Source organism: Ruegeria sp. CDSA193, from assembly GCF_059611885.1.
On sequence record NZ_JBXWPN010000003.1, the window covers coordinates 218,518 to 235,322 of the forward strand.

Consider the following 16,805-nt stretch of genomic DNA (forward strand, 5'->3'; position numbering starts at 1 on the left):
CTTGCCTACAGGCGCCACTAACCATGGCTAAGAACTACAGTATCAACTTTGCCTGGTCTCAAACTACACACCAACAGAGAACAGTCTGTTTTGAATGCTGGGCCTCTTATGCAGATGGCGCATCACCCAAAGCATACAGTAGAAGAATTGCTAACAACGGTGACCCAACGATGGAGATGAGCACCCAGATCAGACCAGACCGGTTTCGGTTCTGCGCCATATTCATAGGCACGATGATCCAGAGCCAAATAACAAAAGCCAGTGCAAGGGCGCTTGCCACAATAGCAACAATTGTCTCCACTATTACTGCTCCTCCTTATCTGGTGAACTCCATTGCCCACACTCAGGTGCAGACAGCTCCACTGGTTCTGCAGAGACCACTAACTTGGGGCCCACCCGACACATTCGCATTTGACCAGTTTCCGTATTGGTTTGAACCAATAAGATACCGGACAACATGAGGGTTTGGTATTTACCCTCATCCGCACTTGCTAGTGATGTGGTAGCAAGCATCAACCCAAAGGCACTCGCAGTCCGTTTCATGCGCATTGTTCCATACCAATACATCTGTCAATGAGTACCGTGCCGAATGTAAACAGGACAGTAAAGAAGTCCTGCGTTTAGGTCATAGTCAATTGGGTGTTGAGGATTGCGCACTTAAAAGTGTGACACTAAGGTGAGACATACCATAAACCAACACACTACAATAGTGTTTACTATCAGTGCATTAGGCGTTCGGCGGCGTTTCCCCTAGGCTCCACCAAAACCTAATTCAGATAATTTGCGTCACTTAAGAATCTGAATGGAAAAGATAATTCACCGGTTCGAAGATCCGATTTGGAAGAGTAACTTCCCTTCTGAACAAATAGCATTCTAAGCAGCGCTCTCTTGCCCCTATAGTCGCTTTTTTTCCATACTTTCCAAGATTTTGACGGAATTTTGGCGACCGGTTCGAACATCTCTTCAAAATTCCTTTGCGGAACTTCGAAATCTTCCAACTTCCGCTTGAGCTCTTCCTGCTTCATCGTCTGTCTGGCTACAGGAATGGCAACCCACACGTTGCGGACTTTTCCGCCGCTCCACCCATGATTGATAATACCTGGTCTGTAGCACATTGCGACAATAGTGACGTGTGCTTGTTTCAAGTTTCAATCCTGGCCGCTTTGACCGGATTGGGCCGTATAGTAAGGAATCTTGGAATTGCGGCCTGATCCAGGCAATATTGCCAAATCAAAGCGGTCTCAATCGAGTGCTGCGCCCACCCCAGAGTTTGATGCGGTAATGTTTACCGCTGTCAACTCAGCCAAGGATGGGCGAGACAGACATCCCCTAGCCCAATACTGCTGTAACCGCGCGCAGAGTTGCCGCGACGACGGTATCAGCTTCTTCACGACTCAGGCAAAACGGTGGCGCGAAGCCCAAGATGTCGCCTTGCGGCATAGCGCGTGCGATGACCTTATCCTGTGCCAAAAGAGCGGCTGAGACTTGCGGGCCGATCTTGTCCGCGGAGTCAAAGAAGGTGCGGCTATCTTTATCCTTCACGAACTCGACCGCGCACAACATTCCTTCGCCGCGCACATCGCCGACATTGGCGTGTGCTGACAGTGCATCCTTCATCGACTGCTTCAGATAAGCGCCGACTTTGCCTGCGTTTTCGATCAGGTTCAGATCATCAATCAATTTGAGGTTTGCCACACCGGCCGCGGCCCCGATCGGGTGTGCCGAATAGGTCCAGCCGTGGCCGATGGCGCCGTTTTCATCTGTGCCCTGTTCCAGCACCTTCCAAACTTTTTCCGAAACAATCGAACCTGACAGCGGTGCGTAGGCCGAGGTGAGGCCTTTGGCGATGGTGATGATATCGGATTCCAAGCCGTAATGCTCCGACCCGAACATGCTGCCCAGGCGGCCAAACCCGGTCACAACTTCATCGGCAACCAACAGGATGTCATGCTTGCGCAATACGGTCTGGATGGCGGCCCAGTAGCCTTCGGGCGGGGGCACGATACCGCCGGTTCCCAACACCGGCTCGCCAATAAACGCGGCGATTGTATCAGCGCCTTCACGTTCAATCAGCGCCTCCAGTTCAGTAACGCAATGCGCGACGAATTCGGCTTCGCTTTGGTCCAGATTATCGCGGCGGAAATAATAGGGCGCTTCGGTATGAACCACCTGCGTGAGCGGCAGATCGAACTTTTTGTGGAATAGTTCCAGCCCAGTCAGCGACCCGGTGACAAGGCCCGAGCCATGATACCCGCGCCAGCGCGAGATGATCTTTTTCTTTTCGGGGCGACCCAGGATATTGTTGTAATACCATATTAATTTGACGTTGGTCTCATTTGCATCTGAACCGCCCAGGCCGAAATAGACCTTGGACATGTTCGAAGGCGCGCGATCAAGGATCATCTTGGACAGGGTGATGGAGGCTTCTGTGCCGTGGCCTACGTAGGAATGATAATAGGCCAATTCGCGGGCTTGATCCGCAATCGCTTCGGCAATTTCCTGACGGCCATAGCCCACATTCACGCAATAAAGTCCTGCAAAGGCGTCCAGCAATTTGGTACCATCACGGTCTTCGATATGGACCCCGCTTGCGGTTTTGATCACACGGGTCGCTGTTTCGCCCCGCGCGTGCTGGGCCAGATGAGTGGAGGGATGGAAAAAGTTCTCGCGGTCCCATTGGTCAAGTTGATCGTTCTTCAGCATCTTTTCACTCCTCATGCCCAGTCGCGGCAGACATATTTGATTTCGGTAAACTCTTCCATTCCCCGTCTTGCCCCCTCACGGCCCAGACCGGATTGTTTGGTGCCGCCAAAGGGGATCGGCGCGCCGGTGACCTTGGTGCGATTCACCGCCACCATGCCAAATTGCAATGCACGAGATACGCGGTAAATACGGCGTGGGTCATGGCTGTGCAGATACGCAACCAAACCGTATTCAGTGTCATTGGCCCGGGCGATCACCTCTTCTTCGGTATCAAAGGGCGCAATGGCCGCCACAGGGCCAAATGTTTCTTCTGACATAACCACGGCATCGGCGGGCACGTCGGTCAGAACCGTGGGCTGATAAAACAGCGGGCCGAGAGGATCCCTTGCACCTCCGCACGCCAGTTTGGCCCCCTTGGCCAGCGCATCGGCGACATGTTCTTCCTGCTTTTGAACCGCCTTTTCATTCATCAGAGGGCCGATATCGGGGTCGTCCATACCGATGCCAAGGGACAGCCTGCGGGTCGCTTCGGCGAACTGCGAGCAGAATGCGTCGTAAATTGAGCGCTCCACAAATATCCGATTGGCGCCAAGACAGTCCTGCCCGGATGTGGCGAATTTGGCCTTGATCGTTTCAGAAACCGCAATTTCAAGATCGGCCCCTTTGAACACAATCACCGGTGCATGCCCGCCTAGTTCCATTACAAGTTTTTTCACTGTGTCGGCGGACTGACGGTAAAGTAACCGTCCGATTTCGGTGGAGCCTGTGAACGAGAGTGCCCGAACACGGGTGTCTTTCGTCCAAGGTTCGACCACGGTCGAGGCCTGGCCGGTGACCACGTTGAACACGCCCGCCGGAATACCCGCCTTTTCCGCCAGTTCAGCCAACGCGAGGGCCGAAAACGGGGTTTCACCTGAGGGGTGAGCCACAACCGTACACCCCACGGCCATGGCTGCTGCTGCTTTGCGGGTCAGCATGGCAGCAGGGAAATTCCACGGTGTGATCATTGCCACCACCCCGACCGGCTCTAGCCAAACCTCGACCTCGGCATCGGGCAGATGGCTGGTGACGCCTTCAATATTGGGTCGCTTGGCCTCTTCGGCGTAGAATTCTACAAAAGACGCAGCATAATCAATTTCACCGCGCGCCTCGGACAGGGGCTTGCCCTGTTCCAGTACCATGATCCGTGCCAGATCTTCTTTGTGGTGCAGCATTAGGTCGAACCAACGGCGCAGAATGGCGGATCGGTCTTGTGGCAAGAGGCCCGACCAGGTCGGAAAGGCGGCCTGTGCCGCATCCACGGCGGCAGAGGATTCCTCTGCCGAAAGGCTGGCGGCCTCACCGATAACATCGCCAGTTGCCGGATCGGTGACGCGGATGGTGTAACCCGACGAAGCTGCACACCATTTACCATTCACATAGGAAAAACTACGCGCCAAAGATTTGTCAGCAATATCATCGCGCGCAGAAAGTGCAGTGTCTTTCATGGATACCTCTCCCTCGATGCCCGACAATGTCGGGCATTACAGGCAAAGGATGAGACCAAATTTCAGGGCCAAAGCAGAGTATTCTACTGTCAACCATCTCTCAGGCAGAGGGTTACTCCTGCCATCCAGCAATGAGGGAAATCGGCGGAACGCCCTGCCCCTTCACTGGTTTGGTGACAATATAGGTAAAATATTTTTCCAGACCAATGTCAGCATTGAGCATTTCATCAATCAGGCGTTGATAGGCATCGATATCGCGCGTCACGATTTGCAGGATGTAATCAAATCCTCCGCCAAGCGCCCAGCAGGCCAACACTTCTTCATAGCGTTGCATTGCGGCCTCAAAAGCCTGAAAGCTGGCAGCGGTATGATCGGACAGTTCGGCCGCAACAAAAACAGTTACATGTGGCCCAAGTTTGCGCAGGTTGATCTCGGCTCTATATCGCTTGATCAACCCGGCTTTTTCCAACTTTTTCAGCCGCTCCCAGCAGGGGGTGGGCGACAGGCCAACGCGGTCGGCCAAAGCCGTTTTTGTGATGCGCCCGTCGGTTGAAAGCACCCGTAGAATATCCAGATCGCGGGCGTCGAGCCGCATGGTCTCACCTCCGGGGAATAAAGTTATCCAACGTTCAACCCGATCACCGCCGCGCAATCGCCCGCTTTGATGAGACCGGGAAAGTGGCGACTGATCAAAAGGCCCGTAACTTTGGCACGGTATTCAATCGGGGCAATCCCGGTGCGATCAACGGGCCAAATGCGGGCCACAACATCGCCTTGGTTGACCTGTTCACCAAGATCAACCATCGGCTCGTAGAGGCCATCGTTTTCCGAGAACACGAAGCAGTTACCATCGGGCATATCCAGGCGCACGGTTGGATCAATCTGCATCTCGCCCTTCAGAATTCCTGCGTGGATCAGCACATTGCGCAGGCCCTTTTTTGCAACGGCAATCGACTTGGCTGTGGCAGAGCCACCACCGCCCAATTCTGTTGAAACCAGAACCTTACCCATATCTTCGACCGCGGTGTCGTACATTCCGACATTGTCGATCTCCAGTAGCTGCACCGAATAGGGGGCGTTAAAGGCGGCCATCGCGGCGAAACAGGCCGTTTCATTGGCTTTATCTTCAAGGATATGGGCCGCCGCGAAGGGCACGAAATCCAGCGTTTTTCCGCCCGAGTGAAAATCCACCGCAATATCGGCCATTGGCAAAAGAACGCGCTGGAAATAGTCGGCAATCTTTTCGGTTGGGGTGCCATCTGGCCGGCCCGGAAAGGCACGGTTCATATTGCCTTTGTCGATGGGGGACGTGCGTAACCCGGCGCGATAAGCGGGATAATTGAAGGCAGGCACGATGATCACACGTCCGGTGATGTCCTCGGGCTTTAGCGTAACCGTCAGTTCTTGCAACGCCACGGGCCCTTCATATTCATCGCCATGGTTGGCGCCGGTCAGCAAAGCCGTAGGCCCATCTCCGTTTTTGATAACCGTTAGCGGGATCATAATTGACCCCCATGCACTGTCATCCCGGCTGTAAGGCAGCCGTAGGAAACCGTGGTGGATACCATCGCTATCCAGCGGGATCGTCGGGGAAATTGGGTTGGGTGTCATTACTCAGTCCTTCACAACCATTTTGCGGGGCACGTTGGCCAGGCACTCATGGCCGGTTCTGGTGATGCGGATGCTTTCAGTAATCTCAAAACCCCAATCCTCCATCCAGAGGCCGGTCATGAAATGCAGGGTCATGTTCTCCTGCAGAATCGTCTTGTCGCCGGGACGAAGCGAGAAGGTCCGTTCACCCCAGTCGGGCGGGTAGCTGACACCGATCGGGTAACCGGTGCGGTTATCTTTGGTGATCCCGTATTTCTTTAGCACGCTGAAGAAGGCAATGGCGACATCTTCACAGAGGTTGCCCTCTTTTGCAGCCTCCAGCCCGGCCTCCATGCCCTCAAGCACAGCCTTTTCAGCGTCGAGGAATGTTTGCGTGGGCTTTCCAAGAAAGACCGTGCGCGACAGCGGGCAGTGGTAGCGTTTGACGACACCTGCGATCTCGAAAAACGTGCCTTCGCCGGATTTCATTGGCTGATCGTCCCATGTCAAATGCGGGGCTGAGGCATCCGCGCCTGAGGGCAAAAGTGGCACCAGCGCGGGATAGTCTCCGCCCGCACCGATCTGTGCGTCATAGCGTAAGGCCGCATCATAGATTTCGGCCACCAGATCGCATTTGCGGATGCCCGGCTCGACCTTTTCAAAGATACGTTCATGCATACGGCCCACTATGCGGCCCGCTTGGCGCATATATTCCAGCTCGGTTTCAGATTTTACCGCACGCTGCCAGTTGACCAACGCAGTCGCATCGGAAAATTTGGCATTTGGCATGTGGTGCTGTAGCGCGGCAAAGGCCGCAGCTGTGAACCAGTAGTTGTCCATCTCAACGCCGATATGGCCCTTATCCAGCTTACGATCGGCCAGCTGTGCCGACAGGTAATCCATCGGGTGACGTTCGGTGGATTGTACATAATGGTCCGGGTAACCGATGATATTGGCGGGATCCATAAAGCAGGTGCGAAGCGCGCCATTGGCATCTTGTCCACGGCCGTACCAGACCGGCTCGCCAGTGAGACTCAGCACTACGCATTGATGCACGTAGAAAGACCAACCGTCATAGCCGGTCAGCCAGTTCATGTTCGAAGGGTCCGTCACGATCAGAAGGTCAAGCCCACGTTCGGCCATGGCGGCGCGGGTTTTTGCAATGCGCTGGCTGAACTCATCGCGTGAGAAATGGAGTTTTGGTTCTGGCATAGAGTTAATCCGTTGTTAGCTTGAAAACGTGGTGCCTTTGCCTGAGTTTTCCGCGCGCTGGCGAGCAAGCGTGGCAATGGCGGTGTCCTGGACACCCGTACCTGTCAGGTCAGCAATAATGATGTCACTGTCGGATTGTCGCCCCGGCGTCTTGTCGGAGGTGATATCACCCAGTTCAGCAAACCTGCCATCAGCCGGGAAAATGCCTACCGCAATGGCGCTGCGCAGCTCGCCTTTGAGGGCGCATTGGGCTTGGCTGTCGGGCACATAGAGCGTTGCCTTGGCAAGACAACCCGGGTCAAGCTCGACCTTGTGTTCCTGATCCGAACCCATCGCAATGACAAGCTGCCCCGGTTGCAGCCAATCCGCTTTGATCAGCGGAATGTCCGAAGGGGTTGTCGTGACGATGATATCTGCCGAGGACACGGATCCCGCCCTATCAGTGCTGGCCGTGACGTCGACCCCAAGTTCTTCGCGAAGGCTGGAAGCCAAGGTTTCGGCCTTGGCCGCATCCCGCGCCCAAATCACAGCGCTTTCGATCCCGCGCACAAGGGTCAGCGCCTTGAGTTGTAGCTTCGCCTGCACACCAGCACCGATGATACACGCGCGTGTCGCGTCCTCGCGCGCAAGGTGGCGCGCAGATACCGCTCCCGCAGCGGCGGTGCGCACATCCGTGAGATAACCATTATCCAGAAGTAAAGCTTCCAGAACGCCAGTGGTGCTTGAGAATAGCACCATCAAGCCTGATGTGCTGGGCAGGCCCAGCTTGGGATTATCGAAAAAGCCAGGACTCATCTTCATGGCAAAGCTGTCGATGCCCGGGACATAGGCGGACTTTACACATACCTCACCGTTATGATCTGGAACCATCAGTGTCATGATTGGCGGCATGACCACTTTGCCCCCGGCCAGCGTCGAAAAGCCCTGTTCGATGCAGTCCACTGCATCGATATCGAGCGGCACCAGATCGCGCAATTCGGCTTCTGTCAGAATTTTAATCTGCGCCATTTTAGCCCTCCGCCGTCACATCTACATCTTCGCCGGAAATGATCCGGTGATGCAGCTGCATGTCGATGTTTTGCCCCGAGATCAGCGCGACGCACCGACCTGGGTCTTTGATTTTTCCCGCCAGAAGCGCGGCAATGCCGACACTGCCGGACCCTTCAATGATCTGACGTTCCTGCCAATAGGCGTGACGGATGGCAGCAGCAATCTCGGTCTCGGCCACAAGAATCAGATCATCAACAAAGGCACGAGTCATGGCAAAAGTGTGCTGGTTGTCCAATCCAACCCCACCGCCCAGCGAGTCGGCCAGTGTCGACAGTTCTTCGACCAGAACCGGTTTCCCCGCCTTCTGGCTTTCATACATAGCCGCCCCGCGCTCCATCGAAATTCCGATAACGCGGACCTGCGGATTAACCGCCTTCATCACCATCCCGACGCCGGAAATCAGTCCGCCGCCCGACAGCGGCACCAGAACCGTTTCAAGATCCGGGGATTGTTCCAGCATTTCCAGTGCAACGGTGCTTTGCCCGGCAATGATATCGCGATGATCAAACGGGGGAAGCATGACCATCCCATCGGCGACCAGCCTGTCAACTTCTACCTGTGCGTCATCCTGAGAACGCCCGACAATGCGCACCTCTGCGCCCTGCGCCTTGATCCCATCCACTTTGTTTTGTGGAACCAGCTCGGACATGCAGATGATGCACCGCACCCCGGCCTGCTTTGCCGCATAGGCCAAACCGCGCCCGTGATTGCCCGTCGATACTCCCACCACACCTTTGGCGCGCTGCGCATCGCTAAGTGACAACACAGCATTGGATGCCCCGCGCAGCTTGAAACTGCCGGTAATCTGGCCTTGCTCCAGCTTGAGGCGAATATCACCGCCCGTGGCTTTGCTCAGCGCGTCTGAGGACACCGTCGGTGTGACCCGGATCGACTGTGCGATCCGCGCGCGCGCAGCAAAACTATCCTGAAGTGTGATTTCAGAGCTCATCTCTTGTCCTGACTTTTTTCCTATTTACTGAACAACATACCGCCCGCGGGATAATCCGAAGTAATCCCAAGATGCCTCATGCAGCGCCAAACCATCGCCTGATTGGAGGTAACAACCGGTTTGCCAAGTCGGGCCTCCAATTGTGCGACACATGGGGCGGCACGCACCGCCGTACAGGAAATAAAAAGCGCATCAGCATCGGGATCGCACGCAGCAACACCACCTTCGATAATGCTGTCCATTGAGACGCGCGCCATGTCGCGATCATCGGACAATCCAAAGCAAACAGCGTTCACCACGTCGAGGCCGTGTTGCGAGAAATAGGTGACCAGAGAATCCGTCACATCCTGCGTATAGGGCGTAAGAACGCTTACTTTTTTTACCCCCAAAGCCTCAAATGCATCAAAGGCTGCCGAGCTGGGTGTGACGCATGGCGTGCCCGGCTTTGCGCTGTTCATGTGCTCGGCCACTTTGTCGTTCCCCAAAACTACCGAAGCTGCCGTGCATCCATAGACCAATACATCTAGCGCCTCGCCAGGCAGGATCTCTGCTGCGGCATCGGTCAGCAGCGGCCCTGTCTTCAAAAGGCTTTCATGTGTGGTTGGGTTTTCAAACCCGATCCGGTTTACATATACGCCCACATCATGCCCTTGCAGAATGCGTGCGAAGTCAGTTTCCGTCGTATGATCCGTGGCCAGCGTGACCAACCCGATACGATGTGTGACAGGGCGAGCATCCAGCGCGAGAGCCACAGACGAGGTCGAAGATTGTATATCCAAAGCCATTGCCATCCTCACACCACCAGAACCGGGCATTGCGCAAGGCTGGTCACTTTGTGAGAGACGCTGCCCAGCAAATAGCCCTCAATCGATCCCAATCCCCGGCTGCCCATGACGATCAGGTCATTCTCATGTTCTTTGGAAAAGCTGACGATAGTCCGCGCCGTTGGCCCGCCTTTGACAAAGGCCCGGATGCTCTCGCACCCTGCCTCGTGCGCAATGGACGCGCCGCGTTCAGCAGTTTCCTTTGCGTGATCGCGCATGATCCCGTCAATATCATCGGGCTTTTCTGCATCGATGACATACATCGATCCTTCCAGTATCGAATGATGACGGTAGAGCGTCAGTACCAACATTTCCGCATCACACAACTTAGCCAATTCAGCGGCTTTGCGAAGGGCGGCCTCTGATCCTTCAGACCCGTCGAAAGCAGCGAGTATTGATTTGAACATTTGTCGCTCCTTTTATTTGTTAAAGGCGATGTCGCGCAAAAACAGTGCCACCTGCGGGAAGAAGATCATCAAGACCGAGACACTCAAAAGCATGATCACGAAAGGCGGCGTTCCTCTGATTACTTCCAGATAGGGACGTTTGAACACCGCAACCGCTGTGAAGATATCGCATCCGAACGGCGGGGTGGCCGAGCCGATGGCGGCCTGCAATGTGATCAAAGTGCCGACCAGAATTGGGTCCAGCCCGGTTTTCTCGACCACGGGCGCAAAGATCGGAACAAAGATCAAGATGACCACGATGGGATCCACGAACATACAGCCGATGAAGAACGCAATCGCAATTGTGAATAGGACGCCGATCTGCCCCATTTCATCAATGCCAAGAGCGCCCAATATCTGTTGCGGTATCTGCGCGAATGACAGAACCCAGGCAAAGGCAGCACCTGCACCCACCAAAATAAAAACTACCGCCGTTACCATGCCCGTTGACAGGGCGACCTGGTATAGGCCGGTGATTTTCATTGTTTTGAAAATGAAGACTTCCAGCAACACCGCATAGGCCACGCTGATTGCTGCGGCTTCGGTCGGGCTGAAAATGCCGAAGAAGATGCCGCCGATGATCAGAACCGGGAAACCCAGCGGCCACAAGGCCCGTCTAACCGCTACCGCGCGTTCGCACCATGTGGCGGCCGGTTCAGTGGGGACGTCATTTATTTTGGCGTAGATCATACTGTAGACCGAGAACATGAACAGGATTAACAATCCGGGCCCGATGCCCGCGATGAACAGTTCAGGGATGGAGGCCTTGGCAACTACACCGTAGATGATCATACCAATACTGGGCGGGATCAGGAACGCGATGTCACTTGAGTTGACGATCAGGGCCAAAATGAAAGAATCCTTGTAGCCACCTTTCAGCATTCGGGGCCTGAGTGGCGTTCCCACCGCAACGACCGTGGCTTGGGTGGACCCGGACACGGCACCGAACAATGCGCAAGCCGCAGCTGTACTGACGGCCAACCCCCCTCGAACATGGCGAACAAAGGCCATGACCATATCAATCAGCCGCCCTGCGGACTGGCCACGTGTCATGATATCCGCTGCCAGAATGAACATAGGCACGGCGATCAATGAAGAGGGCCGGATACCACCCAACATTTGCTGAATCATAAACTCAGTTTTGTCGATTGTGCCAAACAACTCGATCACGCCGATGAACGCGCCGGCAATGAGGGGTACCATCATCGGGAAACCCATAAGCAGCAGGACAACCATTGCGGAAAACATTAAGAGTGCCATGGTTAAAGCTCCACTTCCAGTTCCCGCGCATCTGCTTCTCGCAGATCAGTTGACAGGTAGATTTCAGGTTCCTGAAGATTTTTGATGAAAGTGAGCGCGTATTGAACCCCGGTCACAAACAGCCCAATCGGCACCCAGATGTAGCTGAGATAAACAGGGAATCCGAGGGCAGGATAGACCCGCCCCTTGGCGTACATGCTGATGATGTATTGCACAGCGTACCACGCCAAGAGCAGCAACAGCACAGCGGTGACTCCCGTGACTACAACCATCAAGATTTTTCTGACCCGTTCGGGTAACGCGTCTGAGATGGCGGACATGCGGATATGCCGACCATGGCGCGCGGCGTAGCCGATACCAGCAAATGTCACCAACAATATGAATATACTGTTCAACTCTTCGGCGAATATAATGGAGTGGTTGAAAACAAACCGGCTGATGACATTTGCGATGGTGTTGACTGCCATCAGAATGACGCCTGTGGCCATGATCACCCGCTCAAGCGCAGCGATCCCCTTGTCAATGCCATCAACAATTCCGGCAAGGCCCGACTTTTTCTGCGTCGTTTCGCTCATATTCCCCCCGAACATTCGCAATATAGGCTGATCGCCGGTTTACTATTTCCAAATTGCAGGCCCGAACTATGGTTCTGGGCCTGCACCGATTTTTCAGATGAACACATCGCAAACGTGATGGATGCCTGTGGCAAAGCGCTACTGCTGCGCAGCCGCTAGATCCTTCTTCATTTGCTCGAGGATGGCAGCGCCACGTTCGCCCGCTCTTTCGACAAAGGCTGCTTCGACCGCTTTTGCACGTTCTTTAAAGGGTGCACGCTCTTCCTCGGTTAGCCGGTTTATTGTGTAACCCGGATTGCTCTCCTGAATTTTTGCCAGACCGGTTGCATCCAGTTCGACGGCAACATCAAGAATATAATCGAGTGCGACTTGCGACGCATTCTGAACAAGTTCTTTGTCCGTATCGCTTAGCGCGTCGTAAAACTCTGCATTTGCCATCACAGCAGTCGTGTACTGACCATGTCCGGTATAGGTCATCACATTAGTCAGGTTATCCAGATCATAGGCCTCGATCCAAATTGCCGGGTTTTCTTGCCCGTCAACCATTTTAGTTTTCAGTCCGCCGATCAGCTCGCCCCAAGGCATAGCAATCGGGGAAGCGCCAAAGGCCGTGTAAGTCTCCAAAAGCAATGGTGAGGTCATGGTCCGAATTTTCATACCTTCCAAATCGGCAGGTGTCCGAAATTCCTCCATTGTGGTGACCACCATTTCACCTTCCGGGAACACCGACAACAATTCCAATCCCTGTTCGCGATAGATATCGTGGAACATCTCGTTTACAGCGACGCCTTCTTTGAAAAACTTGTGCACGACTTGAGGGTCCGTCGGCTGGATATATGGCACCAGAAAGGCTTCGGCCTCTGGGATCAACGCACCGGTGAAACCTGGAGATTGATCAATGAACTGCAGCAATCCAGCCTGGGCCTGCTCCATGGCGTCGGCCGATTCACCAAGCGTACCCACAGGATAAATCTGGACTGTGTGATCCGAGTTGGCTTCGATTTCCTCTTTGAACTTGGTGGCGTACAGGCCTTGCGGATCTGTCAGCCCCTCTTCCATAGCATAGCGCCAATTGTCCGCATAAGCGGCAGTTGAGGTTAGCAATGCAGCAGCAAGGGGTGCGCAGACGCGCAGGGTAAAACGTGCAGTCTTGGTCATCATATCCTCCCAGATATCACCTTCTTTGTTAGTGATGTTCCACCACATCCCGAAGATTGTACTGCGAGTCAATTATTATATTGTTGCGCTACATTCTAGTAAGCGAATTGCGGCAAAGGCTCGCGTGGGCGCAAAAGTAAACCGGCCAGAAGCTTCAGAGCTTGGCGAAAACGTTCGATTTCGCGAATGCTTCCCACCGAAATGCGCACTGCATTTGTTGGGGTAGCCTTGGGAGAAAGGAATGGGCTTTCGGGGGACACCGCAACATTTAGTTCGCGGGCATGGGCGACAAAACTGTTGGAATCCCAATCTGGAGGGAGCTGCAACCAAAGATGCAAACTGGCCGGATGGCCCGTCCATTTAAAACCAGCAAGCTCTTGCGTTGCTATGTGATACCGCTTGACTATTTCTGCGCGCTGCCAAACCGCCAGCGCTTGTGCTGTGCCATCTTCCACCCAGCGTGAGGCAAGTTCGCAGATCAGCGGCGTTGCCATCCAACCAAATACGATCAGTCTCGCTGTCAATGCAGGAAGCAAATGGTCCGGAGCAACGGCATAACCCGCACGCAACCCGCTGACCGTGCATTTGGTGAACGTTGTCAGGTAGACCGACAGTTCTGGTGCGAACATCGAAACAGGCGGCTGGCGATCCGCTGCGACCGGACCAAACGCATCGTTTTCAATAATATGCAGCCTATGTTTGCGGGCGATTGCAGCAATTTGGCGCCGACGTTCCTCTGGCATCATATGTACATTAGGGTTGGCAAGAGATGGCAATAAATACAAGGCCTTAGGGGCCTTATCAACGCACGCCTTTTCCAATGCATCGGGCAGGATTCCGTGCTCATCAGTTTCAAGGCCAACATGTCGGTATCCGAAATATGCGACACTCGAAACCAAGAGGTGATGCGTGACCATATCCGACAGAATGACGTCGCCAGGACGCAATATCGCAGACATTGCTGCCGACATTCCATGCGTTACCCCGTTCGTCATGAGGACTGAATCTGCATTTGTTTCAAGGCCGCAATGTGAAAGCCATTTGACTCCCGTTTTTCGGTGAGTCTCGTGGCCTACATTCGGACGTGTAGAAAGATATATGGCCGGGTCGAGCCCGGCATGCAAAGTCCTCAGCGTTGATTGCATCGCCTCAACATGCAGGCCATTAAACAAGGGGCGCGAAATCGACATGTCGAACAAGTTTCGAGGTTCTGACTCTAACTTGAATGGCTGTCCGTCGGTTTTGTCAGTGTCGACAACATAGCTGCCACGCCCAATCTGACCATCGATCAGGTTTTGGCGACGCAGAATGTCGTAAGCTTTGCTGACGGTATTAACGCTCAACCTCAGGTCATCGGCCAGTTTCCGGTGTGTGGGTAATTTCTGTCCAGGTGACAAACTGCCGTCTTCGATCGCGCCTGCAATCATCGTGGCAAGGCTCGTATGCAGCGGTGAACTCAGCGTATCTCGGGATGGTTTCCAATTTGTCATGCGACAATAGTAACCAATTCGAATTCGCGAACAAGCAGATCAATCACCAAGAGCTTCACAGGGGTCGGAATTACAGCTTTTTCTATGTGTCTCCCTTGAAAAGAAAGTAATTGCTCTGACCGTGGATCTATCACTTAGTTTTCCTGAAGATCTCAACACGTCAGTATGCGCGGATTGTCCGGGACTGGATGAAGCCCATTGGCTTCGAGGCCAGCGCCTAAGGAACTCCATCAATGCGCCGGACCAAAGTCACGCAGTTCTACAAGAAAAGACAGGAAGTCTTCGGGCGATTCAGTTGCTCTTGGGTCATGCAAAGATGGTAAGCACGGTTCGGCATCTGAGCGTCGAGCTTGAAGACGCCTTTGCCATCGCAGCAGCAATCGAGATCAAGAGCTTGTAGACCAATTTTGAACCGGCCATCTGCTGCTGCGCATCTCATCGAACCTGCTGTTCGTTGCTAGCGCAAATTCTAACCCACCCCCAACTCGCAAGTTGAGGGATTTTTGCTCCGCGTCGCATAGAGAACAGACACGCGTTTAGCGACGTTTCTACAAGATGAGATGTCCTCGGCTGATTCCATACCTCAATCTACGGATCGCATCCTTGCAGGAGTTGCACTGATGCTTGGATTTTGCCTCACCGCTCCTTTGCTGGACGTAGCTGCAAAACTCGCGTCGGCTAGCGTACCAGTTGGGCAGATTACGGCTGCTCGCTTTGTAGTGCAGTGCGTGTTGATGGCCCCGTTCGTCTGGATAATGGGGCTGTCGTTGCATGTAGCGCGAGGCAAATTGATCGTACTCGCATTCCGCTCATTACTTTTGCTGTTCGCAACTTTTTGCTTCATTGCTGCCATCCGTGTGATGCCACTCGCCGATGCGTTGGCAATCGTGTTTGTGGCCCCGTTCATTGTCTTGTTGGTTGGTAAGTTTTACCTTGGTGAAGACGTAGGTCCGCGTCGTGTCGGGGCAGCTCTTGTCGGGTTTGTTGGAGTAATGTTCGTCATCCAGCCCAGTTTCGCGGCCTTCGGCGCGGTTGCAATAATTCCGCTTGGTACGGCAGTTGCTTTCGCTTTCTACATTCTTGTGACGCGAGGATTGTCACGTCGGATGCATCCCGTGGCTCTGCAATTCCACACTGGCCTGATTGCCAGCCTGTTTTCCATTCCAATCTTAATATTTGCGCAAGGCTCTGGTTCGGAGCTGTTCGATCCTGTTTGGCCGACAGACATCGCTTTGTTGTGGCTGTTGGGAGCTGGTTTTTTTGCAACGGTGAGCCACATGATGATGACCTATGCGCTTTCGTTCGCGCCTTCAGCCACATTGGCACCTTTGCAATACTTTGAGCTGCCGGTAGCGACCCTGTTCGGCTATCTTGTCTTCAATGACTTTCCGAACACGCTTAGCCTACTTGGTATTGCAATCATCATCAGTGCAGGGTTGTACATGATTCATCGTGAAAGAGTCGTAGCCAGACAATTGGTCACAGAACGTGCAGCACCTCCAATCTAAAACTACTCTCTCTCGCGGCCCATTTCAGACATTTAAGCAAAGCAGAATTTGGGATCACCGCTTCCGCCGAGCTAGCCCCCGGTACATTGCACAACATCGAACGGCTACGGCCCTTCACAAACCAGCGGGAAGGCACCGATTTCCGGAATCGTGAGCGTGCCTACAGTGACGGATTTGTCTCCTTCGACAGCGGTTATCAATCGAACCGAGGCAACGATCCGACTGTATTCGGGATCGGCAAAGTCGATTACAGTACGCATATCGACATCGGCCCCCTGTGCCACGATGATTGGTATCGCACCATCGACTTCAGTAAGACTCCAGTGTTTGCCGTCTGCGTGAATGGTCGCGCTTACAACTGCGAGACCAGGGACAGTTCCCAATCCGACATCAAATACAGCGCCTAATCCATCAGGGGCCTCGCAATACAGCCCGACAGTTGCGAATGCCGAGGTTGCCGAGAGGAGAGCTAAGAGCGTCAGTGCAGTAGTTCTGATCATGAACTTTCCTTTTCGTTCGCAATCCGGTCAAAATATATCTTTGGTTCAAAGTT

General features: G+C 53.9%; 17 protein-coding genes and 1 pseudogene. 2 read left to right on the plus strand and 16 right to left on the minus strand.

Annotation, left to right across the window (positions count from 1 at the left end):
- Positions 1 to 106: 106 nt before the first annotated feature.
- The 15 genes from AC2FLG_RS06520 to ehuR all read right to left on the minus strand — a co-directional run bounded on the left by AC2FLG_RS06520 (position 107) and on the right by ehuR (position 14,744).
- Positions 107 to 301 carry a hypothetical protein gene (locus AC2FLG_RS06520; protein ID WP_496705503.1) on the minus strand — a complete coding sequence of 65 codons (195 nt, stop codon included), beginning with the start codon at positions 299 to 301 and terminating at the stop codon, positions 107 to 109.
- Positions 302 to 767: 466 nt separating this feature from the next.
- Complete coding sequence (locus tag AC2FLG_RS06525) at positions 768 to 1,145, minus strand: hypothetical protein (protein WP_496705504.1); 378 nt, start codon at positions 1,143 to 1,145, stop codon at positions 768 to 770.
- Positions 1,146 to 1,329: 184 nt separating this feature from the next.
- Positions 1,330 to 2,703: an aspartate aminotransferase family protein gene (locus AC2FLG_RS06530; RefSeq protein WP_496696767.1), complete on the minus strand. Its 1,374-nt coding sequence runs from the start codon at positions 2,701 to 2,703 to the stop codon at positions 1,330 to 1,332.
- A gap of 11 nt (positions 2,704 to 2,714) precedes the next feature.
- Positions 2,715 to 4,190 (minus strand): NAD-dependent succinate-semialdehyde dehydrogenase, encoded by a 1,476-nt coding sequence (locus AC2FLG_RS06535; RefSeq protein WP_496705505.1) that lies wholly within the window; start codon positions 4,188 to 4,190, stop codon positions 2,715 to 2,717.
- 112 nt (positions 4,191 to 4,302) lie between these two features.
- A complete protein-coding gene (locus tag AC2FLG_RS06540; RefSeq protein WP_142637871.1) occupies positions 4,303 to 4,785 on the minus strand; it encodes an Lrp/AsnC family transcriptional regulator in 483 nt (160 codons plus the stop codon).
- A 23-nt stretch (positions 4,786 to 4,808) separates the two neighbouring features.
- Positions 4,809 to 5,801, minus strand: coding sequence for a N(2)-acetyl-L-2,4-diaminobutanoate deacetylase DoeB (doeB, locus tag AC2FLG_RS06545; RefSeq protein ID WP_496705507.1), 993 nt, complete (start codon positions 5,799 to 5,801; stop codon positions 4,809 to 4,811).
- 3 nt (positions 5,802 to 5,804) lie between these two features.
- Positions 5,805 to 6,992: an ectoine hydrolase DoeA gene (gene doeA / locus AC2FLG_RS06550; RefSeq protein WP_496701207.1), complete on the minus strand. Its 1,188-nt coding sequence runs from the start codon at positions 6,990 to 6,992 to the stop codon at positions 5,805 to 5,807.
- Positions 6,993 to 7,007: 15 nt separating this feature from the next.
- A complete protein-coding gene (gene eutC, locus AC2FLG_RS06555) occupies positions 7,008 to 8,000 on the minus strand; it encodes an ectoine utilization protein EutC (RefSeq protein ID WP_496705508.1) in 993 nt (330 codons plus the stop codon).
- A 1-nt stretch (position 8,001) separates the two neighbouring features.
- Positions 8,002 to 8,991 carry a hydroxyectoine utilization dehydratase EutB gene (gene eutB, locus AC2FLG_RS06560; RefSeq protein ID WP_496705509.1) on the minus strand — a complete coding sequence of 330 codons (990 nt, stop codon included), beginning with the start codon at positions 8,989 to 8,991 and terminating at the stop codon, positions 8,002 to 8,004.
- A 20-nt stretch (positions 8,992 to 9,011) separates the two neighbouring features.
- Positions 9,012 to 9,776 carry an ectoine utilization protein EutA gene (eutA, locus tag AC2FLG_RS06565; RefSeq protein WP_496701212.1) on the minus strand — a complete coding sequence of 255 codons (765 nt, stop codon included), beginning with the start codon at positions 9,774 to 9,776 and terminating at the stop codon, positions 9,012 to 9,014.
- A gap of 8 nt (positions 9,777 to 9,784) precedes the next feature.
- Positions 9,785 to 10,222 carry a universal stress protein gene (locus AC2FLG_RS06570; RefSeq protein WP_496701214.1) on the minus strand — a complete coding sequence of 146 codons (438 nt, stop codon included), beginning with the start codon at positions 10,220 to 10,222 and terminating at the stop codon, positions 9,785 to 9,787.
- Positions 10,223 to 10,234: 12 nt separating this feature from the next.
- The gene (locus AC2FLG_RS06575) at positions 10,235 to 11,521 is read right to left on the minus strand and encodes a TRAP transporter large permease (RefSeq protein WP_281973145.1); all 1,287 of its coding nucleotides are present in this window, start codon (positions 11,519 to 11,521) and stop codon (positions 10,235 to 10,237) included.
- Positions 11,522 to 11,523: 2 nt separating this feature from the next.
- Positions 11,524 to 12,096, minus strand: a complete 573-nt coding sequence (locus AC2FLG_RS06580) for a TRAP transporter small permease (protein ID WP_142637854.1) — start codon at positions 12,094 to 12,096, stop codon at positions 11,524 to 11,526.
- 138 nt (positions 12,097 to 12,234) lie between these two features.
- On the minus strand, positions 12,235 to 13,254 hold the full coding sequence (gene dctP / locus AC2FLG_RS06585) for a TRAP transporter substrate-binding protein DctP (protein ID WP_496705512.1): 1,020 nt from the start codon (positions 13,252 to 13,254) through the stop codon (positions 12,235 to 12,237).
- Between the two features lie 95 nt (positions 13,255 to 13,349).
- Positions 13,350 to 14,744, minus strand: coding sequence for a MocR-like ectoine utilization transcription factor EhuR (ehuR, locus tag AC2FLG_RS06590; protein ID WP_496705514.1), 1,395 nt, complete (start codon positions 14,742 to 14,744; stop codon positions 13,350 to 13,352).
- 143 nt (positions 14,745 to 14,887) lie between these two features.
- Between ehuR and AC2FLG_RS06595 the strand changes: the two are divergent.
- A pseudogene (locus tag AC2FLG_RS06595) lies at positions 14,888 to 15,144 on the plus strand (site-specific integrase); the annotation flags it as partial.
- Positions 15,145 to 15,304: 160 nt separating this feature from the next.
- Entirely contained in the window at positions 15,305 to 16,252 is a 948-nt protein-coding gene (locus AC2FLG_RS06600; RefSeq protein ID WP_334223312.1) for a DMT family transporter, read from the plus strand.
- Between the two features lie 104 nt (positions 16,253 to 16,356).
- Here the strand turns inward: AC2FLG_RS06600 and AC2FLG_RS06605 are convergent, their stop codons facing one another.
- On the minus strand, positions 16,357 to 16,752 hold the full coding sequence (locus tag AC2FLG_RS06605) for a hypothetical protein (protein ID WP_496705515.1): 396 nt from the start codon (positions 16,750 to 16,752) through the stop codon (positions 16,357 to 16,359).
- Positions 16,753 to 16,805: the final 53 nt, after the last annotated feature.

Bases quoted from the DNA above. Each gene is read 5' to 3' on its own strand.
- eutA (WP_496701212.1), bottom strand. From the start codon at position 9,776: ATGGCTTTGGATATACAATCTTCGACCTCGTCTGTGGCTCTCGCGCTG.
- AC2FLG_RS06535 (WP_496705505.1), bottom strand. From the start codon at position 4,190: ATGAAAGACACTGCACTTTCTGCGCGCGATGATATTGCTGACAAATCT.
- AC2FLG_RS06605 (WP_496705515.1), bottom strand. From the start codon at position 16,752: ATGATCAGAACTACTGCACTGACGCTCTTAGCTCTCCTCTCGGCAACC.
- AC2FLG_RS06530 (WP_496696767.1), bottom strand. From the start codon at position 2,703: ATGCTGAAGAACGATCAACTTGACCAATGGGACCGCGAGAACTTTTTC.
- AC2FLG_RS06575 (WP_281973145.1), bottom strand. From the start codon at position 11,521: ATGGCACTCTTAATGTTTTCCGCAATGGTTGTCCTGCTGCTTATGGGT.
- doeA (WP_496701207.1), bottom strand. From the start codon at position 6,992: ATGCCAGAACCAAAACTCCATTTCTCACGCGATGAGTTCAGCCAGCGC.
- AC2FLG_RS06540 (WP_142637871.1), bottom strand. From the start codon at position 4,785: ATGCGGCTCGACGCCCGCGATCTGGATATTCTACGGGTGCTTTCAACC.
- eutB (WP_496705509.1), bottom strand. From the start codon at position 8,991: ATGAGCTCTGAAATCACACTTCAGGATAGTTTTGCTGCGCGCGCGCGG.
- doeB (WP_496705507.1), bottom strand. From the start codon at position 5,801: ATGACACCCAACCCAATTTCCCCGACGATCCCGCTGGATAGCGATGGT.
- AC2FLG_RS06570 (WP_496701214.1), bottom strand. From the start codon at position 10,222: ATGTTCAAATCAATACTCGCTGCTTTCGACGGGTCTGAAGGATCAGAG.
- AC2FLG_RS06600 (WP_334223312.1), top strand. From the start codon at position 15,305: ATGTCCTCGGCTGATTCCATACCTCAATCTACGGATCGCATCCTTGCA.
- dctP (WP_496705512.1), bottom strand. From the start codon at position 13,254: ATGACCAAGACTGCACGTTTTACCCTGCGCGTCTGCGCACCCCTTGCT.
- ehuR (WP_496705514.1), bottom strand. From the start codon at position 14,744: ATGACAAATTGGAAACCATCCCGAGATACGCTGAGTTCACCGCTGCAT.
- eutC (WP_496705508.1), bottom strand. From the start codon at position 8,000: ATGGCGCAGATTAAAATTCTGACAGAAGCCGAATTGCGCGATCTGGTG.
- AC2FLG_RS06580 (WP_142637854.1), bottom strand. From the start codon at position 12,096: ATGAGCGAAACGACGCAGAAAAAGTCGGGCCTTGCCGGAATTGTTGAT.